General features: G+C 52.8%; 16 protein-coding genes, 1 tRNA gene and 2 pseudogenes. 11 read left to right on the top strand and 8 right to left on the bottom strand.

The window, feature by feature from the left end; translation table 11 throughout:
• Positions 1 to 34: 34 nt before the first annotated feature.
• The 3 genes from JCM15764_RS02305 to JCM15764_RS02295 form a co-directional block, all read right to left on the bottom strand.
• Positions 35 to 436, bottom strand: a complete 402-nt coding sequence (locus JCM15764_RS02305) for a sensor histidine kinase (RefSeq protein ID WP_243688190.1) — start codon at positions 434 to 436, stop codon at positions 35 to 37.
• Between the two features lie 142 nt (positions 437 to 578).
• Positions 579 to 1496, bottom strand: coding sequence for a response regulator (locus JCM15764_RS02300; RefSeq protein ID WP_243688189.1), 918 nt, complete (start codon positions 1494 to 1496; stop codon positions 579 to 581).
• A gap of 2 nt (positions 1497 to 1498) precedes the next feature.
• Complete coding sequence (locus JCM15764_RS02295; protein WP_054692165.1) at positions 1499 to 3679, bottom strand: GAF domain-containing protein; 2181 nt, start codon at positions 3677 to 3679, stop codon at positions 1499 to 1501.
• 384 nt (positions 3680 to 4063) lie between these two features.
• On the opposite strand from JCM15764_RS02295, the gene JCM15764_RS02290 reads away from it, so the two are divergent.
• Positions 4064 to 4633, top strand: a complete 570-nt coding sequence (locus JCM15764_RS02290) for a flavin reductase family protein (RefSeq protein WP_054692162.1) — start codon at positions 4064 to 4066, stop codon at positions 4631 to 4633.
• Positions 4634 to 4681: 48 nt separating this feature from the next.
• Positions 4682 to 4870, top strand: coding sequence for a tautomerase family protein (locus tag JCM15764_RS02285; protein ID WP_012646703.1), 189 nt, complete (start codon positions 4682 to 4684; stop codon positions 4868 to 4870).
• A gap of 91 nt (positions 4871 to 4961) precedes the next feature.
• Here JCM15764_RS02285 and hcp read toward each other — a convergent pair.
• Positions 4962 to 6568: pseudogene (gene hcp, locus JCM15764_RS02280) on the bottom strand (hydroxylamine reductase).
• 483 nt (positions 6569 to 7051) lie between these two features.
• Between hcp and JCM15764_RS02275 the strand changes: the two are divergent.
• Genes JCM15764_RS02275 through JCM15764_RS02260 form a run of 4 tightly spaced genes read left to right on the top strand, consistent with a single transcriptional unit; the run spans position 7052 to position 14229 of the window.
• A complete protein-coding gene (locus tag JCM15764_RS02275) occupies positions 7052 to 7978 on the top strand; it encodes a Kelch repeat-containing protein (RefSeq protein WP_243688188.1) in 927 nt (308 codons plus the stop codon).
• The gene (locus JCM15764_RS02270) at positions 7918 to 9054 is read left to right on the top strand and encodes a kelch repeat-containing protein (protein WP_243688187.1); all 1137 of its coding nucleotides are present in this window, start codon (positions 7918 to 7920) and stop codon (positions 9052 to 9054) included. The genes JCM15764_RS02275 and JCM15764_RS02270 overlap by 61 nt, the downstream gene beginning before the upstream one ends.
• On the top strand, positions 9047 to 10564 hold the full coding sequence (locus JCM15764_RS02265; protein ID WP_054692153.1) for a chitobiase/beta-hexosaminidase C-terminal domain-containing protein: 1518 nt from the start codon (positions 9047 to 9049) through the stop codon (positions 10562 to 10564). Before JCM15764_RS02270 ends, JCM15764_RS02265 begins: the two co-directional genes overlap by 8 nt.
• Positions 10462 to 14229, top strand: coding sequence for a chitobiase/beta-hexosaminidase C-terminal domain-containing protein (locus JCM15764_RS02260; protein WP_243688186.1), 3768 nt, complete (start codon positions 10462 to 10464; stop codon positions 14227 to 14229). Before JCM15764_RS02265 ends, JCM15764_RS02260 begins: the two co-directional genes overlap by 103 nt.
• Before the next feature lie 236 nt (positions 14230 to 14465).
• Here the strand turns inward: JCM15764_RS02260 and JCM15764_RS02255 are convergent.
• Positions 14466 to 14542, bottom strand: a tRNA-Arg gene (locus tag JCM15764_RS02255).
• Positions 14543 to 14641: 99 nt separating this feature from the next.
• Complete coding sequence (locus tag JCM15764_RS02250; protein ID WP_243688185.1) at positions 14642 to 14872, bottom strand: hypothetical protein; 231 nt, start codon at positions 14870 to 14872, stop codon at positions 14642 to 14644.
• Positions 14873 to 14896: 24 nt separating this feature from the next.
• On the opposite strand from JCM15764_RS02250, the gene JCM15764_RS02245 reads away from it, so the two are divergent.
• Positions 14897 to 15547, top strand: a complete 651-nt coding sequence (locus JCM15764_RS02245; RefSeq protein ID WP_054692146.1) for an MBL fold metallo-hydrolase — start codon at positions 14897 to 14899, stop codon at positions 15545 to 15547.
• 9 nt (positions 15548 to 15556) lie between these two features.
• On the opposite strand, the gene JCM15764_RS02240 is transcribed toward JCM15764_RS02245, so the two are convergent.
• Positions 15557 to 16240 (bottom strand): DUF1573 domain-containing protein, encoded by a 684-nt coding sequence (locus JCM15764_RS02240; protein WP_054692144.1) that lies wholly within the window; start codon positions 16238 to 16240, stop codon positions 15557 to 15559.
• 160 nt (positions 16241 to 16400) lie between these two features.
• Between JCM15764_RS02240 and hpt the strand changes: the two genes are divergently transcribed.
• From hpt to JCM15764_RS02230, 3 genes and pseudogenes are all read left to right on the top strand, one after another.
• Entirely contained in the window at positions 16401 to 16901 is a 501-nt protein-coding gene (gene hpt, locus JCM15764_RS02235) for a hypoxanthine phosphoribosyltransferase (RefSeq protein WP_243688184.1), read from the top strand.
• 22 nt (positions 16902 to 16923) lie between these two features.
• Positions 16924 to 17019: pseudogene (locus JCM15764_RS27690) on the top strand (zinc-ribbon domain-containing protein); the annotation flags it as partial.
• 174 nt (positions 17020 to 17193) lie between these two features.
• Entirely contained in the window at positions 17194 to 18864 is a 1671-nt protein-coding gene (locus JCM15764_RS02230) for a DUF3426 domain-containing protein (RefSeq protein WP_243688183.1), read from the top strand.
• A 156-nt stretch (positions 18865 to 19020) separates the two neighbouring features.
• Here JCM15764_RS02230 and fdxA read toward each other — a convergent pair whose 3' ends face one another.
• A complete protein-coding gene (fdxA, locus tag JCM15764_RS02225) occupies positions 19021 to 19188 on the bottom strand; it encodes a 4Fe-4S ferredoxin (protein WP_054692138.1) in 168 nt (55 codons plus the stop codon).
• Positions 19189 to 19445: 257 nt separating this feature from the next.
• On the opposite strand from fdxA, the gene JCM15764_RS02220 reads away from it, so the two are divergent.
• Positions 19446 to 20711: an acetate kinase gene (locus JCM15764_RS02220; protein WP_054692529.1), complete on the top strand. Its 1266-nt coding sequence runs from the start codon at positions 19446 to 19448 to the stop codon at positions 20709 to 20711.
• Positions 20712 to 20819: the final 108 nt, after the last annotated feature.

Here is a 20819-nt window from a genome sequence, read left to right as displayed (position 1 = left end):
GCCGGGACTCTGCCAGATCTTTCCCTGGTGTTTTTCAATGATTCTCTGAACGGTGGCAAGGCCGATTCCGGTTCCCTCGAATTCGGTGATGATGCAGACGGGAAAAAGGTTTGAACAGGTTGCTTGCATAGGCCATGTCGAACCCGGCCCCATTGTCTCTGACAAAGTAAATATTCTCCCCCCCTCTTTTTTCCTGTCCGACACTGATCACCGACTCCGGTTTTTTCGACGAATATTTAAGCGCATTGCCGAGAAGGTTATGCATGCAGAGGGTGAGCAGCTTCCTATCACCCTGGACGATGGTTTCCGGCCTGTTGTCGAAGTGTATGGTGCGGCTGCCGTACTCCTCCATCAGGTCGATCATCACCTGTTGGGAGAGATAGGCCAGATTCACTGCTTCCAGGGAGATCTCAGTTTTGGTCAGTCTGTACATCATCAATAAGGCATCGACTGCAGTCTTCAATTGCTGGGTGGAATACCCAAGCTCTCCATGTAATACGGAATGTCCAGGTAATCCCGGATCTCGATGCATTCGGAAACAGCTTGATGGAATCCTTCCAGTCGGGCGATTGGAGCTCTCAATTCATGGAAATGGCATGGCAGAAAGCCTCCATTTCCCTGTTGGACTGTTCAAGGTTCCATGTTCTTTCTTTTACCCGTTGTTCCAGTTCCGCATTGTGCTTTTCAATTTGCTTTTCGTACCTTTTCTGATCAGTCACATTGCGGGAGACGCCGAAGGTTGAAATTATATTTCCCTGATCATCGTGCAACGGACCTTTGGTGGTGAGGAAAAAGGCAGTTTCTCCATTCCTGTCGATGAGAGTTTCCACGAAATTTATGGGATTGCCGCTCTTAATGGCCAGAAGATCGTTTCTGCGAGAAATCTCAGCCGTCTCAGGAGGGAAAATAGCAAAATCATCGAGGCCGATGATCTCCTCTGCGTATTTGCCTGTCAATAGTGCGGCTGCTGTGTTAACCATCAGGTAACGCCCTTCGAGATCCTTTATGTAAACCCCATCGCAGTTGCTTTCTATTATGGAGTTAAGAAGTTCTCTGCTCTCCCGGAGCTGCTTCTGATGTTCTTTGAGCTCTCTTTCCATGGTAATTCCCGCAATGGCATTTTCCATGGTGGCAAAAAGCTTCATTTTATCGACCGGTTTCAGGATGTACCGGTTTATTCCCAGCTCGATCGCCCTGATGAGATGGCGGGTATCGCTGTGAGCAGATATTATTATGATGACGGCGCCGGGATGCAGCACCTTGATCTTCTCCGCCATACCGATGCCGTCCAACCGGGGCATGTGGATGTCGGTGAGAACCAAATTCGGATTTTGTTCCGTGCACAATTTAAAGCCTTCCTCACCATTTTCCGCTGTCAAAAGCTCGCTTTCGGGGAACCTGATGGCGAGCATTGTCGACAACAGGTCTCTTGAGAGCGGGTCATCCTCAACATAAAGAATTTTTATTCCCTTGCCGTAATTGGCCGATTGCCCCATCTTCATACCTCAATTCTGAATTCTGCGCCTTCACCGGTGTTGCGGGCTGTCAGCATTCCTTTCATATTGTTTTCGATAATTGTTTTAGCCATATGGAGTCCGATGCCCGTACCCTTGTCCGGGCCTTTAGTGGTGAAATAAGGATCGAATATTTTCGGCAGGAAGTCGTCCGGTATTCCTCCTGCGTTATCGGTAACTGTCACGACCGTTCTGCTGCCGTTCATGCCAAGCCTGATGATTATGCGAGGCTGTGCGATATCGTTGCGTTGGAGAAAAGCATCCCTGGCATTGATCAGTATGTTGAGGAGGATCTGGGAGTATTCGTTAGGATATCCGCTTACCAGTGGATCATTCTCTGCTCTTATGTCCACGGTTATTCCCAGGTCGTTGAAACTGGCTTCAACCAGCGACTGGGTTTTTGCCACTACTTCGGCCAGTTTGAATGTGGTTCTGCACTTTTCCGGTTTGAAGAAATTTCTGAAGTCGTCGATGGTCTGGGACATATGATTGACAATGCTCATACCCGTATTTACATTATCTTCCAGGAATATGGCATCCAGTTTGCCCGCCTTGTGAAATAACGGCAGCCTTTGGAGCAGGAGCGCCAGCGAGTTGAGAGGTTGGCGCCATTGATGGGCAATATTGCCGATCATTTCGCCCATGGCAGCATGCCGGTTCTGTTCCATGAGCATACGTTCCCTCTGGTGAAGCTTTTCCATGGTTTTCAGCCGTTCATCGCTTTCCTGGGCAAGTTTGCGTTCTGTCTCCAGGCGGCGGCAGGCCAGATCCACATTTTCCAGGGCAAAGGAAATATTGACTGCCATCTGTTGCAGCAAGTGGATCAGCTGTCTGTTGAAATAGCCCGGCTCCTCCGCATAGAGGGTGAAAGCGCCGATGACCTTGCCATTCAGTTTAAGAGGAATGGCGGCTGCAGAACCAAATCCCCTTTTTGCCGATTCATTGCACCATGGCTGCAAAGCTTCTTTGGCAATATCGTCACAAATCCATAATACCTCATTTTTTATGGCCGAACAGGTCGCAGGCATTTCAATCGGTTGTTCCTGTGAAAAAACAGGAATCAGGTCCAGGAAACCTTGGTCAAATCCGCTCCATGCCTGTGGTCCAATGATGCCGTTTTCATCCAGAAGCCCGATCCAGGCAAGCTTGAAACCGCCATGTTCAATTGCGACCCGGCAAATCTCCTGAAACAGCGAGTCACGATGGGTGGTGTGGACAATGGTCTGGGTAGTTTCGCTCATTACTGCATAAAGGCGGTTCAAATGCAACAGCTGCTGCTCGGTCTTTTTCCGTTCATCAACTGCTTCCAGCAGGGAACTCACCATCCGGGCAAGCTCTCCGGTACGCTCAGCTATGCGACATTCCAGCTGTTCATTGATCCTGAGCAGGTTTTCCTCTGCCATCTTGCGCTCGGAAATGTCGGCCCAGTAGATGGAAATGCCTTCCGGATTCGGGAAAACTCTCACGTCGAACCAGGTGGTCGGTGGGCCCCATGATACCTCGGTATGCCTGAATACGCGCTGGGTCATGGCCTTGCGATAATCCGTTTCCAGCCTGGTGTTGATCAGTTCGGGAAAAACCTCCCATAGATTGCGACCCAGAAGCTCATCCTGTTCATAAGGGCTGTTTAGTGCGGCGCGCTGGTTGGCATAGGTGATCTGCCATTGATAATTGACGGACAGAAAGCCGTCGCTGATATTTGCCAGAATGTCTGAAAGTCTGGCCTGGGAGCGGAGGATCTCATCTTTCCACCGATTACGTTTGGCGATGTCTTCAGCGATAAAGGTGAACCTTGGGTGGTCACGATCGGCCGAACCAATCGAGGCGATGACGACCGAAAGCAGGCGCTTGCTTCCCGCCACTGCATGCTCGTACTCAAAACTGACTGGCAAACCCTCCTTTAGACAATGGTTGCACTGGGCAGACCAGAAGGCATTGGCATCAGTTGCCATGCCAAGGAGTGGCTCACGCTGATTACAGCATTCGAGCGCAAAGCATCGGACCGCTGCGTTGTTGACATCTATGGCAAGGACCACCTGCTTCGCGACTTCTATTACTCCTATCAGGAAGGGGGAATTGCCATAGATGCTGTGCAGGATGACTGTTTTTTCATGCAGTTCTTCTTCCACCCGCTTATGCTCAATTTGCACCCTGGTATCGGCCATAAAATTTTCTCCAGACGCAAAGATGAAAGTAACAACCGGGTGGATGTGAGAGCGCGGTGCCCGGCTGGGTATAATTATAGTGAATAAATTAACTAACATGAATTTGGTGTATCTGGCTATAAAAAATTGAAAATTTGCTGAGGCTGGGGAACAGGTGGGGGGGAGGGCAACGAGGCTAATACTGCTTGACATGAAAGAACAGCCGGTCTAATGTTTTTCCACCATGAAGAGACGGATAACTTCAATGGAATAATTTGCAAAAGGGCATCAATGCATAGCTGCCCGGTTCCAGCCTGCCCGTAAGTGCCTGCCATTATTTCACGGAATCCATGCAGTAAAGCCAAATAGCCAACCCACACAGTTGAAATTTACAGGAGGTAAATCATGAAGCAATCTTTGGGGGCCAAGACCCTGCTATTTCCTACGCCGGTACTGATGGTCGGAACCTATGACCACGAAGGCAAGCCCAATATCATGAATGCAGCCTGGGGAGGGATCTGCTGTTCCCAGCCTCCCTGCATTGCTGTTTCCCTGCGCAAGGCGACGCATACCTATGCCGCCATCGTGGAACGAAAGCTTTACTGTCGGCATAGTGTCGGAAAAGCAGGTGAAACAAGCGGATTATATGGCGTTGCCTCTGGGCGGGATGTGGACAAATTTGCGGTCGCCGGCCTGACCGCTGTGAAAAGCGACCTGGTTGACGCCCCCTATGCGGCAGAGTTTCCCTTTGTTCTGGAGTGCCGCCTGCTGCATACCCTTGAGATCGGCTTGCATACCCAGTTCGTGGGAGAAATCATGGATGTAAAGGCCGATGCCGATGTGCTGGGTGCGGATGGTTTGCCGGACATATTAAAGCTGAAACCCCTGGTCTACGATACGGGTCATCGGGGCTACTACGGCATCGGATCGTTGCTCGGCCAGGCATTTTCCATTGGCAAGGAGCTGGTGGAATAAGGCGGGGACGGGAATCACCGTTAAATTAAACTAAAAGGAGAAAACACCATGCCGTTTATCAGAATAGATATAGCCTCAAAATTGTCCAAGGAGCAGAAGGCTCTATTGGCCGAAAAAATCACCGAAGCTGTCGGTTCGGTGACTCAGGCTCCAGCCCACGTTACCTATGTGATAATCAATGAGCTTGAGCATGAAGATATCGCCGTGGGGGGCAAGCTTCTGACGGACCGGGCTTAAATGGCTGTTGTATTAAAATGGCAATAAAAAGGGGCAGCGTCGGCTGCCCCTTTTTTATTGCCCGGCCGAATTCTTTAGCCGAGAATCTGCTTCAGGTCCCCTTCGGCTGTACCGATAGGGGCGATGTTGAAGTTCTCAACCAGGAAGTTGAGCACGTTCGGCGTGATGAAGGCCGGAAGCTTGGTCCCAGCTTGATGTTCCTGATGCCCAGGTGGAGCAGGGTGAGGAGAATGGCTACCGCTTTCTGCTCGTACCAGGAGAGGATCATGGACAGTGGCAGGTCGTTCACCCCGCAATTGAAGGCACCGGCTAAAGCCACGGCAATCTGGATCGCCGAGTAGCGTCGTTGCACTGGCCGATGTCGAGAAGGCGTGGAATACCGCCGATGTCGCCGAAATCAAGCTTGTTGAAGCGGTACTTGCCGCAGGCCAAAGTGAGGATGACGCAGTCCTTGGGCACCTTTTCGGCAAATTCGGTATAGTAGTTACGTCCGGATTTGGCGCCGTCGCAGCCGCCAATGAGGAAGAAGTGGCGGATCTGGCCGGCCTTGACCGCATCGATGACCTTGTCTGCCACGCCCAATACTGCATTGTGTCCGAAGCCGGTGAGGATCTCCTTGCCTGGGTTCTCTTCAAAGCCCGGCAGTTCCTGGGCCTTCCTGATTACCGCAGAAAAATCATAGCCATCCAGATGTTTCACATCGGGCCATTGTACCAGTCCCCAGGTGAAGAGCCGATCCTTATAGCTGTCTGCGGGACGCTGGATGCAGTTGGTATTGAAGATGATGGCGCCGGGGAAGTTGACAAACTCCTTGGCCTGATCCTGCCATGCACCGCCGAAATTGCCCGCCAGATGAGCGTACTTTTTCAGCCCTGGGTAGCCGTGGGCGGGGAGCATTTCGCCGTGGGTATAGACGTTGACGCCTGTCCCCACGGTCTGCTTCAAAAGCTCCTCAAGCATGCGCAGGTCATGGCCGGAGACGAGTATTGCCTTGCCTGCTTTGGTCCCAAGCTGCACCGGGGTCGGAACCGGATGACCGAAGCTGTCGGTGTTGGCCTTGTTGAGCAGCTCCATGGTTACAAGGTTGATTCGTCCGCATTCCATGGCCAGCCCGACGAAATCCATGAGGCCGAGGCTCTTGTCCAGGGTGGCGGCAAGGGCCTTGTGGGTATAGGCGTAAATCTCGTCGTTTTCCAGACCGATGACCAGGGCGTGGTGGGCATAGGCGGCATAGCCTTTCATGCCGTAGATGATGATGTCCTGAACCGATTTCACATCGGGATCGATGCTCTCATCCTTGACTCCGTGCTGCGTCCCAAGAGTGACAAGTTCGGCAGTCGTGCCGGGATTGAACGCCTGGGCTGCAGCCGGAACAGCGCCGCCATATGCACCGCCGTTGGCCTTTTCAAAGATATTTTGCGCCTTGTCGCGCATTTTGGCAGCGGTGCGGACCAGCTTGGCAATCTCTTCGGCGCTGAAGTCCACGTTGGTGACGGTGGTAAACAGGCCGTCCAGCATGAAGCGGTCGATCTCCTGATCTTTGATCCCCTTCTGGCGAGCCTTGTCGGCCCAGAAGGCGATCCCTTTCATGGCATAAACGAGCTGGTCCTGAAGTGCAGCCACATCCGGCTGCTTTCCACAAACGCCTACCCTGCTGCAGCCGCCGTTGGCGGCCTGTTCACACTGGTAACAAAACATTTCTGACATTTTTCTCCTCCTTAATGTTGTTTTTGTTCTACACAAGCCGAAAACCTGCAGAATTCCTTTTCATCGGTTCACTCTTTTTCTCTTTAATTAGCCTTCGATGGAGCAACATTATCCTTTTCGGCCAAGCAAAGCTTTGACAAAAGTCAATAAAGTGAAGATGCAAGCACCAAGGATAACTGCTGCTTTGCACTGGTGCTTTCCCATTGTACTAACCCCCTGGGCATGGAAATCACCTTCCACAATTATCAAAATCAGAATTAGTGGATGAGGGGTAAGATTAGAGCATTTAAATTGACAAATAACAGATTAGGTGATAGTTGTGCTCTGTGTGATTTTTATTTAATTCTAAAGCAATAATTATACCGTCCTAGTCAGACTCGTTGCACGGCTTCACTGGAAGCTTCCATCCAATAGGCATCTAATTTTAGGATTCATGCCTTCGCAAATAAAATCATTTTCAGTTGGGAGGACCATATGCCACGGTCTAGTAAAGTGGAATCCAGTCATCGCTTTATCTGGTTGCGGGGGGCACTGCTTGCTCTGTTGACACTTTTGGCAGTAATGCCGGGCGGAGCTATTGGCGGTGAAGGGATCTGGAGTCCGGCGGCTTCACTGGCAACTTCACGTTATCAGCACACGGCAACTCTGCTTCCCAATGGCAAGATCCTGGTGGCCGGGGGATATAGATCTACCTGGCCGTATGCTGTTGCCGGCGCTGAACTGTATGATCCCACCTCCAGCAGCTGGTGCCCGGCAGGCGCCATGTCCATAGAACGTCGCAATCACACTGCCACGCTCCTGCCGAACGGAAAGGTCCTCGTCGTCGGCGGAAATGATAACACAAACACCCACTCCACCGCCGAGTTGTACGACCCTGCCACGAATAGCTGGAGCGCTGCGGCCTCCATGTCTTCCATACGTCAGATGCATACAGCCACTCTGCTTGCCGATGGCAAAATTCTGGTTGTTGGCGGTCATGGCAATGGAGATCTGTCCAGTGCCGAAATCTACGATCCTGTAACCAATAGCTGGAGTGCCGCCGGATCACTCGCCACTGCGCGCCGCGTTCACACCGCAACGCTGCTCCCCAGCGGCAAGGTGCTGGTGGCGGGTGGTGGCAATAACAGCACCCAGTTTTACAATGCAGAGCTTTATGACCCTGCTACGAACAGCTGGAGTTCTGCTGGTTCACTGACGACTGCACGCGCCGATCACACCGCGATGCTCCTCCCCAACGGCAAGGTACTGGTGCGGGTGGCTATGCCAGTCTCGGCGACCAGTTCCTCAACAGCAGCGAGATCTATGATCCGGGCACCAACAGTTGGAGTGCCGGCGGAACATTGGCAACCGGAAGAGCCTATCATACCGCTACCCTGCTTCCCAACGGAAGACTGCTGGTGACCGGAGGACATAATTATACCAATTTCCATATCAGCAATGCCGAGCTTTATGACCCTGCCAGCAACAGCTGGAGTGCAGCCGGCTCCCTGGTAACGCCACGCTATCAGCATACGGCAACTTTGCTTGCCAGTGGCAAGGTGATCACGGTGGGAGGAACGTCGACCAGCGGAGAAATCGCCAGCGCAGAATCATACGATTCATCTGTCGCCGGCTGGACGCCCGCCAATTCGTTGGCGACAGGACGACTCGGCCATTCCGCAACATCCATGACAAACGGCAAGGTACTGGTGGCGGGTGGAGAGCAGTCTGGCAGCGTATTTGCGACAGTCGAGCTGTATAATCCGGGGAACAACAGCTGGACAGCTGCCGCTTCCATGGCAAGTCCCCGCTCCGGTCATCGTGCAATTCTCCTTCCCAACGGCAAGGTTCTGGTTGTCGGAGGACGTAGCAACCCAAACAGCGGTTATCTATCCAGTGCCGAGCTCTATGATCCTGCCACCAACAGCTGGAGCGGAGCAGGCAGCATGGCGGTTGCCCGTTCGTTGTCCACGGTGACCCTTCTTGCCAACGGTAAGGTGCTGGTTGCCGGGGGAGGCAATGATGCCGATGAACCGCCAACGGCGGCAGAATTGTATGACCCGGCTACCAACAGCTGGAACCCGGCAGGTTCGCTGGCGATGGGCCGCTACAACCATACCGCCACGCTGCTTCCATCCGGCAAGGTAATGATAGCAGCGGGGAACTGGGAATACGTTCCCACAAGCGAGTATGCCTCTCTGTCCAGTGTCGAGATCTACGATCCGGTCATCAATCAGTGGAGCACTGCCGGCACCTTGGCAACATCACGTGCTCGTCATTCCGCAACGCTTTTGCCAACCGGCAAGGTCCTCGTTGCCGGGGGTACCCATTACCAGGGAGGGTATTTCTACGATCAGATAAGTTCCGAACTCTACGACCCGGCCACCGATACCTGGAGTGCCGCAGGTTCCCTGTCGGTTACGCGCATAGATCACACCGCGACGCTGCTCCCTGACGGCACCATTCTTGCCGTGAGGGTACGGCAGCGGCGTGGGTGAATACCTGGCCAGTACCGAGTCTTTCGATCCGGCCAGCAACAGCTGGAAGGCTGCTGGTCCCCTGGCGTCAGGCCGTGCAGGCAACTCGGCGACACTGCTGCCGAATGGTTCGGTGCTGATTACCGGGGGGGTCGGTTTCGTCGGCATGGGCAACGGCGTTCTTGCAAGTGCCGAGATTTTTAACCGGGGCCTGGGTTTCACCGATAGCCGCCGTCCAGTCATCTCCGGCATCAGCAACAATTCCGGCAATCTCTTCCTTACCGGCACCGGCTTTCGTGGCGACTCTGAAGGCTCTGGCGGCTCCACCGGCAGCTCGCCAAGCGATTATCCGCTGGTGCAGCTGCAGCGGGTCCAGGAGGGGCAGCAGGCCTTTGTGCTCGTAGATCCTGCCACCAACTGGTCGGCAACCTCAGTTGCCATCAACAGGGGGGCAATTTCCCACCTGGTGAACGGCACCTATCTGGCGATTGTCTATGTCAACGGTGTCCCCAGCGTCGCGTCCTTCTTGTCCCTCAGTCTCGACCCGAACACATCGGTCACCCCGGCCGGGGTCATCATGGGTAATGTCTACGTGGGGGAAACGGCGGTAAATACCATTACCCTGTCCAACACCGGGACACGTGAACTACAGATAGCCTCTACCGTCATAACCGGCGCCGATGCCGGCATGTTCGCCAGGGGGGCAGGGGGGACCTGCGGCGCAACATTGGCCATTGGGGCAAGTTGCACCATGGAAATATCCTTTACCCCGACAGCCAGTGGCAGCAAGACAGCAGTTCTCGGCATCACATCGAACAATCCCACCCCCATAACGGTCAGCCTCACTGGTACCGGAATTCTGCCCCAATACCCACTGACGTTTAGCCTGGCAGGGAGCGGTTCAGGCACGGTCAGCGGCACGACTTCAACAAGTCCGCCCACACTCTATTTCACCACCGGCACCAGCCAGTCCATGGTGTCCGGAACTACCGTAAGTCTGAATGCAGCCCCGGCGATCGGCTCGGTGTTTGGCGGCTGGGGTGGAGACTGCACCGGTTCCGGCGCCTGTAACCTTACCATGAGCGAGGCAAAGAGCATTACTGCAACCTTCACCCTTGACAGTACCCCCCCCGTCACCACCGCCAATCCTGCCGGGGGGAGCTATTCCTCGACCCAACTGGTAGCACTGACCAGCAATGAACCGGCAACCATCTACTATACCATCGACGGTTCCGAGCCGACCACCGGGTCTACCGTCTACTCCGGACCGATCACCATCTCCAGTTCAGCCACCCTCAAATATTTCGCCATCGATGGAGCGGTAAATCGGGAAACAACCCAATCCCAGACCTATCAGATTTCCGGTCAAAGCTCCGGCTGGTCGGTCAGAGCGTCACTCCCCTATGGCTGTCACGCGCCTTTTCCGCGGTGGCAGACGGCAAGATCTTTATTCTCGGGGGGACGCCGGCCACCGCATCGATCATCAGTTTCGACCCTGCTGCAAATAGCTGGAGCACACGGCCTTCGTTGACCACCCCCGTTTTCGGCGGCGCAGCGGTAGCATGGGGAACGACCATATACCTCATGGGCGGCTTGGATGAGCAGTTCAACTACCTGAACAGCGTCATCGCCTACGACACCATTAATGGAACAAGCACCCCGGTGGGTTCGCTCATCTACTCGCGGGCCCGGATGAATGCCGTGCTGTTCAACAACAAGATCTACGTGGTAGGCGGCAGCAATGCGGAAACCACCATCGAGGAATATGACCTGGCCGGCAATTCCAGCAGGGTGGCGGGAACCCTGCCGGAGCCGACCCTTCTTGCCGGGGTGGCGGCATACGGGGACAGGATCATCATTGCCGGAGGGGGGACGGGCAATACCAAGACCTGGTCCTTCGATCCGGCAACCGGGAGCTTCACCGCCCTTGCCTCCCTCCCTTCAACCGCCGAAGCGCGAAATCTCATCGTCAACAATGACCGGCTCTACCTGGTGGAGAGCTGGGGCTACGACAACATCAATTATATTTATGAATACAACATCGGCGCCAACACCTGGAGCATAGCCACCAATGTCCCGACACTCCGCAACGTCCCCATGGTGGAGGCGCTGAATGGCCTACTCTATGTCATGGGGGGAGACGACGCAACCGGCTCCAAGGCCAACGAGGCATGGACCTTGAACAGCGGCTGGACAGTCAACAGTGTCAATCCTTACCGGTCCGACATGATCGACTGGCCAGCCTCACAGTATGGAACGGTTACCGTCGGAACCAACATCAAAATAGGGTCCCTCTATTACTATGTCACCGAATCGGATGTGCCAAGCTGGAGCGGGTCGGGCCATGTCAGGGCTGCTCTTTCCGATTGCGACCAGATTACCGGGCTTCCGATCGGTCCCGCCAACATGATCGGTTCCCAGGGAAGACCGATAACCTATGACACCAATCCCCCGTCAGTGACAGCGACTCCTGCCGGCGGCACCTATGCGGGGCCGCTGACAGTCACCCTGACCACCGACAAACCAGGGACCATCTATTACACCACCGACGGTACTGAGCCGACCTCTTATTCACCCGTTTACTCCGGGCCTCTGTACATTGCCGCATCCACCACGCTCAAATTTTTCGCCCGCGACGCTGTGAATAGCGAACCGGTCCAGACGCAAGTTTATTCAATTACTGTGGCAGAGCAGGGTATCATCAACACGGTGGCGGGGAACGGCGTGGCGGGATTTACTGGAGACGGGGGCACCGCTGTCGGATCATCCCTGAACTACCCGGAAGATGCTGCTGTCGATCTCGATGGCAATATCTATATCGCGGACTCTGCAAATAATCGCATCAGAAGAGTGGATAAGGCCAGCGGGAGCATCGCCACCATAGCAGGAAACGGCCTTGCAGAATTCAGCGGCGACGGAGGACCCGCTTACATGGCCGGACTTAACCGGCCATTTGCCGTAGCATTGGACACCAGCGGAAACATCTACATAAGCGACAACCAGAATTACCGGGTCAGGAAAATAGACATGGCTTCCTTCATCATAACCACGGTTGCCGGTAACGGGACCAGCGGTGCTACCGGCGACGGGGGGCTCGCTACTGCTGCATCCCTGGGGGATATACGCGGTCTGGCCGTTGACGCGGCAGGGAGTATCTACATTGCCGACAGCGGCAGCAACGGCATCAGGAAAGTAGAGAAGACAACCGGCATCATTACCACCATAGCTACCGGCTATCATCCGGAAGGTGTCACCCTGGACAGGACCGGTAACCTGTATTATGCGGAAACGTGGGGCCACGTAATTGTCAGAATAGACAAGGCAACATCGGCAAAAAGCATCGTGGCGGGTAATGGTATGGGCGGTTATTCGGGTGATGGAGGCCCAGCTACCCAGGCGAGCCTTTATGCTCCCCACCGCATCGTCCTGGATGGCAGTGGAAATATCTATATAAGCGATACATTCAACCATCGTATCCGAAAGGTGAACAGTGCAACGGGACTTATATCAACCCTGGCCGGAACAGGGACAGCCGGTTATTCGGGAGACGGAGGGCCTGCCACTGCTGCCATGATTGTCAATCCGCGAGGTCTTTCCATTGACTCAAACGGCACCATCTTTTTTGCCGACTCATCCAGCCGTGTGCGCGCAATATCAGGCGGAACAAGCGACACCAACCCCCCGGACACCACAGCCACGCCGCCCGGTGGCACATACCAGGCACCCCAATGGGTTACCCTGAGCGCCAACGAACCGGCAACCATTTATTACACAGTTGACGGCACGTTACCGACCCCCGCCTCAGCGGTCTATGGCGGGCCGATTTACGTTGGAAGCTCGATGACCCTGCAATATTTTGCCAGGGATGCAGCCGGAAACCAGGAGCCGGTAAAGAGCGAATACTTCACCATCAAGCAAGACCAGTACATCAGCTTTCCCGTAATCGATGCCAGGACTTACGGCGATGCGCCATTCACCCTTGGCGCCACGGCCAGCAGCGGGCTGGCTATCAGCTACACCAGCGACAATCTGGCCGTGGCCACGGTCAGTGGCAATACCATAACTATTGTCGGTGCCGGTACCGTAAACATCACGGCAACACAGTGGGGGGATTACTATTACAACTCCGCTTCGCCTGTAATACAAACCTTGACTGTCCACAAGTCACCGGCAACTGTAGCCCTCGGCAATCTCAGCGCCACCTATGACGGCGCTGCAAAAACAGTTTCGGCGACAACAAGCCCCTCCGGGCTGTCAGTGACCTTTACCTATAACGGTGCCGGTACCGTTCCCGTTGCAGCCGGCACCTATGCCGTCGTCGGCACCATCAGCAGCGCCAACTATCAAGGGAGTGCCACCGGGACCATGATTATTGCCCCGGCGGCAACAAGCATCAGCATTAGTCAATCAAGTCCCAACCCTTCCACCTATGGCCAGCCGGTTACCATATCGGCAACGGTTTCCCCGGTGGGGGCGAGCGGCAAGGTGCGGTTCAGCAACGGTATCGGATGGGCAGAGGAGGTCAATGTCAATCCTGCCAGCGGCAGTGCATCACTATCCGCCACGATGATGCCGGCGGGAGTCAATACCATAACTGCCCAGTACACGGGTGACAACAATCATCTCCAGAGTCCGGTTTCCACCGGAGTGACTCAGATCGTCAACAAAGCTAACCAGACCATCAGCTTTGCGGCCATAGCAAACAAAATTGCCGGTGGCCCGGAGTTCACCCTCAACGCAACAGCAACCAGCGCACTGCCGGTCAGCTTCATCAGCAGCGACCCGGCAGTTGCCCAGGTAAGCGGCAACACAGTGACAATCGCTGGTCCCGGCACCGTCACCATCATTGCCAGTCAGTGGGGGGACAGCAACTACAATGCGGCGAATGCGGTTACCCAATCTTTTACCGTGCTTCCTGTGGAGCAGGGCATCAAGCTGATTGACAATGGAATCGACTCATTTTTCACCACATTCTCAGCTGCCTACAACGGCATAACAAGCGGCATCGGCACTTCAATCCGGTTGCCGATAACCACGCTGACCGAAATCCTTGTGTTCGACAAAAATCATGAGCTGATTATTCTGGGGGGATATGATCCGATTGGGGGAACGTATTCTGGTGTAACAACAATCCAAGGGAGTATCACGATTCAGAATGGGACAGTTATCATCGCTGAGCCGTTAAGCATAATTTGAGGGTCAACCGGCGGGCTTTGCGAGCGAGGAGGGGAAACGTAAATCGCAAGCTTTATGAATTCTTCTTTTGAACATAAAATACAAAAAGATAAGGCCATCCATTTAGAGGATGGCCTTATTTGTTGGTTCAATTTCTTTGCCAAATTTTGGGAGAATAAGGGTTAGACCGCACTTGGCAGGATAAGCTGTCACTTTTCGCCCTATTTATGGTTCAAGTGACAATAGTAGGTTTTAAATGGCGGGCGGCATGGGATTCGAACCCACGACCCCAGGCTTCGGAGGCCTGTACTCTATCCAACTGAGCTAACCGCCCGTGAATTTTTACATTTACACTATTTTTATCCATAACTCAAGGTTTATTGTCCGGATGTCAAGCCTGCGGCCTGTCCTTTTTGTTCAGAATTTGCTAGTATCAATCGGGTAAAAAGGAGGCTGCCGTGATCAGCAAAATAGCTCTTTTTCTTCTTTTGACGGTAACCGTCTGTTTCAGTGCCACGCCGTCGTCCGCTGCCATAGACGGCAGCCTGCCGGGTACTCCAGAAGCTATGCTATCGAAAAGCTGGCTGAAAATGTTTTTGCTGCCATTGCTCAACCCAGGGGAAAGGCCGCAAGTAACGCCGTTATTGTTGTTACCGGCACACATGTTGTCCTCATCGGGTCCCATTTCGTGCCGGATGGCATCACTGAACTGATGGAAGAGGTCGGCAAAATAACCTCTGCACCACTGACCACTGTTATCCTTACCCACCACCATCAGGGTTACAATTATGTTGACTATGATTTCCCTCCCGACATCGAGATCATCACTTCATGGCAGACATGGCAGACCCTGAAGGAGGGTTATCGGGAGCTGAAGAATTCGATCATGTTTTTTGACAAGAGCCTTACCCTGCGGCACGGCAAAAGCGTCATCGTTGCCAGCAATCTGGGGCGCGGCCATGGGGACGGAGATGTGATTGTCTATCTGCCGGAGGAAAAGGTGCTGTTCACATCAGACCTCTTTTTCAATGACGTGATCGGCTACATGGGGGATGGTTATCTGCGGGAATGGGTGCTCAACCTGGAGATGCTGGAGGGGCTGGATGCCAGGCATGTGGTCCCCGGACTGGGAAAGGTGACGGACACCGAGTCAATCGGAAAATTTTGGGTTTTTTTTACGGACTTTACCACGGAAGTGTTGCGCTATCTGGAAAAGAAGAAGACTCTGGAGCAGACGAAGAAGAATTTCCGTCTGCCAAAGTATGAATCTCTACCCGGTTACAGGGAATTTTTCAACCAGAACCTTGAGCGTGCCTACAGGCAGTTGAAGGAACAGTAGCTCTGCTGCTTATCGTGTCGGCGAACCGTAAACAGGAATGACAATCTCGCCCTTTTTCGGGCTGTCGGTGGTGATGGTCAGATATCCGCTCAGGATCCTATCGGTAGCTTTAGGCGTGACGGTAATTTCAATGGTAGCGGACTCACCCGGTTTGAGCTGCTGTTTTTTTATTTCGGCTGTTATTTGAGGTATCTGGGCTTTTACCGATATTATTTTTAGAGATCTGCTTCCTCTGTTGATCAGGGTTACATTCGATCTGGTGGAATTCCCTGCTTTTATCTGCCCCAGATTCAACTGCCTGGGGGTGATCTGGACTTCCTCAGTGATGGTTCCGTTGAGGCTCAATGTATAGGTAGAAGCTTTCGGATCGTTTGTTTCAATGGCAATGTTTTTTGTCACTTTGCCCGTGAAGTTTGTCGAATCGAACACAATCTTGATCTCGCCGCTTTTGCCCGGTTGGATGACCGGTGATGAGACATTTGCAGCTGTGCAACCGCATGAAGGAACCACTCGCAGAATTGACAAAGGCGAGTCGCCGTTGTTTTTGATGGAAAACGTATGATGCAGCTTTTCTCCCTGGACAAGGGTGCCGAAATTGAAATTTGATTCAGGAACAACAAGTTGTGATGAGGTATGGGCTGTTGTGAAAAATAATAGCACGAGGCAGATTGTGAGAAGAGAAAGCTTTTTCATGTTATTCCCCATTTGATGTGGTTTCCAGGCTCCATTTTATATCACAAAAAAGGATAAGGGTCCATAATGATTTGACCTGTTCTCTCTATTCTGCTATAGAGGAGCGTAAAAAATGTAAGGGTGAAGCGGGGTTATGATGAACGGGCCCTCTAATGGAGACTTGTTATATTCAAGAAAACAGATCGCCGGGGAAATCCGGAGACTGGCACGGGAAATCACCATTGCCTATGCAGGGGAAGAGTTGATTCTGGTGGTGGTGTTGAAAGGAGCTTTTTTCTTTGCAGCAGACCTTGCCCGCCAGATACAATTGCCACTCATCCTGGAATTCGTCAAGCTCTCCAGCTATAGGGACATGAACTCTACCGGAGACGTGACAATGACAAAGGATGTGGAGACATCGCTAACCGGCAGGAATGTGCTTATTGTGGAAGATATTGTAGACACTGGCTTATCCCTTGCATTCCTCAGGGAGCGGTTGTTGGCAAGGGGGCCGAAAAGTCTGAAGATATGTGCCCTGATTGATAAGAAGGAGCGTCGAAAGATCGAGGTTAAAACCGATTTTACTGGTCTTGAGTGTCCGGGGGGCTTCCTCGTAGGATACGGTTTGGATCTGAACGAAAAATTAAGAGAGTTGCCGGCTATTTATGAATTGAATGAATAGGAATCTTCCGGCGGAGGCATGAATGATACTACAGTGCGATCAATGTAACACCAAGTTCAAACTGGATGATGCAAAAATAAAGGAAGGCGGGGTCAAGGTTCGCTGTTCCAAGTGCAGGCACGTCTTTCTCGTTACCAAAGAACCGCAGGAAGAGACAGATTTCGATGCCATCCTTGGCGGACTGGACGCAACACCTCCTCCCCCGGCAGCACCTGCTCAGGCAGGTGATCGGGTAGAGGCTGAAAACGCAGGTGCCGCTGGCCCGCAGAACAGTTTTTCGCAGCTGAAACAGATGCTTGCAGAGCCAGACAGTGATGAAAAAAAACAAGAAGAATCCATGGACGAAGAGGGGTTTGATTTCAGTGATTTTAATTTCAATGAGGAGCAGAAGCCGGCGCCACAGGCTGAGCGGGAAGAAGTAGTAAAAAGCTATGATTTGAGTGGCTTCAACCCGGATGAAGATGACACCTCTGAAACTACCTTTACTGACACAAGTATTGCTGACAACCCTGAAATCGCTTCTAGCGAAGCCGCCCCGCAGGAGGAAAACCGTTTTGAATTCGATTTTGAAGGTGGGACTGAACCTGAGCCTGCTGCCAAGATCGATAGTCAGCCTCCGGAAGATGCCTTCGGTTACAAAGACTTTTCCTTCACTGAAGAATCACTATCGTCCGATACTGAGGCAGCAAGCGATTCGAAGCAGAGTGGCGAATTCGATTTCAATGATTTCACATTCGATGCAGAAGATAAGCAAGCCGAACATGCCCCTGTTGCTGATACAGGTAACACTGCACCGGGGCCAGGAGCCGGAGTTGATTTTGATTCATTTGATTTCGAGGCGGCCGAAGACTCCCCTGAAGCACCGGCAGGTCTCGCCGCTGCGACTGATTTCGAGGCTGCAACCAGTGAACCGTTCATCAGTGAGATGGAACTCGACCTGACAGAAAAAGGTCCGGACGAACAGCTTCACCAAGCTCAGCCACCGGCACTGCCTGACAGCGATGGCAATGGAGAATTTGCCTTTGATTTCGGCGATGGGAGCGGTGATGAAAACTTGCCGCCTGCAGCATCGCCGGCTGCCGCTTCTGCTGCAGATAATGCCGAGGTGCCGGATATCCCCGAGTTCAGCTTTGGCGACCTTCAGAATCAACCCTTTTTAGCAACAAGCCCGGCTGAACAGGCTGCAGGCAAGTCATCAGCGGTGGGAGAAATCGTCGAAGAAGGAAGAGATCAAGATTTTGCCGCCATCGATTTCGGCCAAGTTGCTCCTTCTGCCGCTGCCCCGGAGGAGACGCAACATCAGCCGTTGTTACACGATCTTGTCGGCGGCGATAAGAAAGAAACGCCGCTGTCGGGATCCCAACCGGAATTTTCGGATGAATATCCTCCGCTGTCAATTTCTTCCCGTCGAAAGAACAATTCTTTCTTTACCTTTGCCGGTCTTGGAATCTTTTTACTGGTTCTGCTGGGGCTGGCCGGAACAGGTATCTTCTTCCTCAAAAACTGGCCGGAGGCATTTAATAAGGTGGGTTTGGGGTCCATAGTCCAGCGACTGGGCATCAAGTCTGCCGAGGAAGGACATATCGGGGTAAGAAACCCAGTGGGGGCGTTCGTTGTCAACAAGGAGGCCGGGGAGCTTTTTGTCATTACTGGCGTAGCCGTCAACGAATACCGGAAGCCGCGTGCATCAATTCAGGTCAAGGCGTCTCTTTTCGGCAAAAACGGTGCAATAGCTATGCAGAAAGTCGCATATTGCGGCAACAATCTATCTAAGGAACAGCTTGAGTCCATGCCGATGGAAAAACTGGAAGCGGCAATGAACAATCAGTTCGGTGATTCCCTTTCGAACCTGGGGATTCAACCGGGTAAAGAAATACCGTTTGTGGTGATTTTCAGTAAGGTACCACAGGATACTACGGAATTCGGGGTTGAAGTGGTTGGCTCGACGGTTGCCGGGCAATAAAGGGGCTACGACAAACTAAGTGATGGGAAAAGGCCGGGTTACCCCGGCCTTTTTTTATCGGGCCAGGGAGCAACGACAGGTGATGTTGTCTGGGCCAGAAAAAGGAACGGCCGATGCTCATGGAGCACCGGCCGCATCAATCCTCTCAATGAAGGATTAAGCGCTGATAGCACTTACGGGACAGGTATCCACGCATGCACCGCAATCAATGCAGGTATCAGCAGAGATGGTTCTCTTGCTGCCGTCTTCGCTGATGGCGTTTACAGGACAGGATTCGTCACAGGCACCGCAGTTGATGCACTCGTCAGAAATTTTGTGAGCCAATGTATTCACCTCCTTCGTCGTAGTTTGGATTAGTTGTTTGATTTTTTGAAAAGTAACATACACTTTGAAAAATGTCCACCACAAAGGTCGTTTCGGAAATAGTGACTAATGCAGAAAAATCCTTGAACTGACGAGGAGTCTGCGGTATTATAAAAAGCGGTTTTATTTACGTTAAACTTTTTCCCGCCATTTTTACCACCACCGAAATAATCGGTTGCTTTCATTATATTTTCTGTGTTCAGGGGGATATGAAAAACATGGATATACTTGCCCTTAACTGTGGTAGCTCCTCGGTAAAGTATCAACTATTCGATTGGGCAAAGAAGGAAGTGATCGCCAAGGGGATGGTTGAACGGGTTATCATAGGTGATTCTTTCATAATGCATGAAGTGCCGGGGAGGGAAACCTATCGGGAGGAATCGGAATGTCCCGATCACCAGGTCGCCATCGATCTGATCATCAAAACACTGACCGATCCGGTGCACGGCGTTCTGAAAGATATAAAAAACATCTCCGCCATTGGCCACAGGGTGGTCCACGGTGGCGAAAAGTTCACCTGTTCAGTGTTGATCGATGACAAGGTGCTTGATGCGGTAAAGGAAGTGCAGCATCTGGCTCCCCTGCATAACCCGCCGAACATTGCCGGCATTGAAGCAGCCCAGGCCATCCTGCCGGACGTTCCCCAGGTGGCGATTTTCGACACCGCTTTTCATCAGACTATGCCGGAGCATTCCTATCTCTACCCACTGCCCTATGAATGGTATGAGAAATACGGCGTCCGGCGTTATGGGTTCCACGGCACCTCCCATCTCTATGTCTCCAAGCGGGCTGCTGTACTCTTGGGCAAAGCACCCAAAGATACCAATATCATCACCATGCACATCGGCAATGGGGTTTCCCATTGTGCCATAGCCAATGGAGTTTCCGTTGATACGAGCATGGGGCTGACTCCTCTGGAAGGGGCGGTAATGGGAACACGCTGTGGCGATATCGACCCGGCTATTCCTGCTTTCATGATGCAGAAAGAGAATTTGTCGGCAAAGGAGATCGACAGCATCCTCAATAAAAAGAGTGGTGTCTTGGGCATTACCGGGCGCTTTACCGATCGCCGCGAGGTCATTGAGCATGCCGGAAATGGGGACAAGCTCTGCAAACTGGCATTGGATATTGAGGCCTACCGCTTGCGAAAGTACATCGGCTCATACATGGCCGCCATCGGCAAGCTTGACGCGGTTGTCTTCACCGCCGGTGTCGGCGAGATGGGCTGGCCGATAAGGGAAAAAACTATTGAAGGGCTGGAGCATCTGGGCATCAAGCTTGACAAGGAGCGAAACAAGTCGGCCATGACCAGGAAACGGGAGACTCTCATCACCACCGACGATTCACCGGTGAAAGTCTACGTCATCCCTACCGACGAGGAACTGGTCTTCACCGAAGACGTGGCGGCCATTCTGGAAGGAACCTACACCGATCATATGCAGTTTGAGTACTCTTTCTCTCGGCCGGATTTCGTCAGAAAATAACTTATAAACTGTCGGCGGACGGTAGTCGCAGGCGGAAATAAAATATACCCCTGTCACTGTCGTTCGCTTCCCCCCTATGGAATAGGGGGGATTCAGGGGGGTAGCAAG

It is taken from the genome of Geotalea toluenoxydans JCM 15764 (assembly GCF_001311985.1).
Taxonomy (GTDB): Bacteria; Desulfobacterota; Desulfuromonadia; order Geobacterales; family Geobacteraceae; genus Geotalea; species Geotalea toluenoxydans.
Note: the sequence above shows the minus strand (reverse complement) of the source record. Positions and strands in the feature narration are given on the sequence as shown.

Excerpts from the sequence above, each read along its gene's own strand:
- JCM15764_RS02285 (WP_012646703.1), top strand. The coding sequence starts at position 4,682 with ATGCCGTTTATCAGAATAGATATAGCCTCAAAATTGTCCAAGGAGCAG.
- JCM15764_RS02300 (WP_243688189.1), bottom strand. The coding sequence starts at position 1,496 with ATGGGGCAATCGGCCAATTACGGCAAGGGAATAAAAATTCTTTATGTT.
- JCM15764_RS02250 (WP_243688185.1), bottom strand. The coding sequence starts at position 14,872 with ATGTGTGCCGGTAACAACAATAACGGCGTTACTTGCGGCCTTTCCCCT.
- JCM15764_RS02295 (WP_054692165.1), bottom strand. The coding sequence starts at position 3,679 with ATGGCCGATACCAGGGTGCAAATTGAGCATAAGCGGGTGGAAGAAGAA.
- JCM15764_RS02305 (WP_243688190.1), bottom strand. The coding sequence starts at position 436 with ATGATGTACAGACTGACCAAAACTGAGATCTCCCTGGAAGCAGTGAAT.
- JCM15764_RS02220 (WP_054692529.1), top strand. The coding sequence starts at position 19,446 with ATGGATATACTTGCCCTTAACTGTGGTAGCTCCTCGGTAAAGTATCAA.
- JCM15764_RS02240 (WP_054692144.1), bottom strand. The coding sequence starts at position 16,240 with ATGAAAAAGCTTTCTCTTCTCACAATCTGCCTCGTGCTATTATTTTTC.
- JCM15764_RS02290 (WP_054692162.1), top strand. The coding sequence starts at position 4,064 with ATGAAGCAATCTTTGGGGGCCAAGACCCTGCTATTTCCTACGCCGGTA.
- JCM15764_RS02230 (WP_243688183.1), top strand. The coding sequence starts at position 17,194 with ATGCTTGCAGAGCCAGACAGTGATGAAAAAAAACAAGAAGAATCCATG.
- JCM15764_RS02275 (WP_243688188.1), top strand. The coding sequence starts at position 7,052 with ATGCCACGGTCTAGTAAAGTGGAATCCAGTCATCGCTTTATCTGGTTG.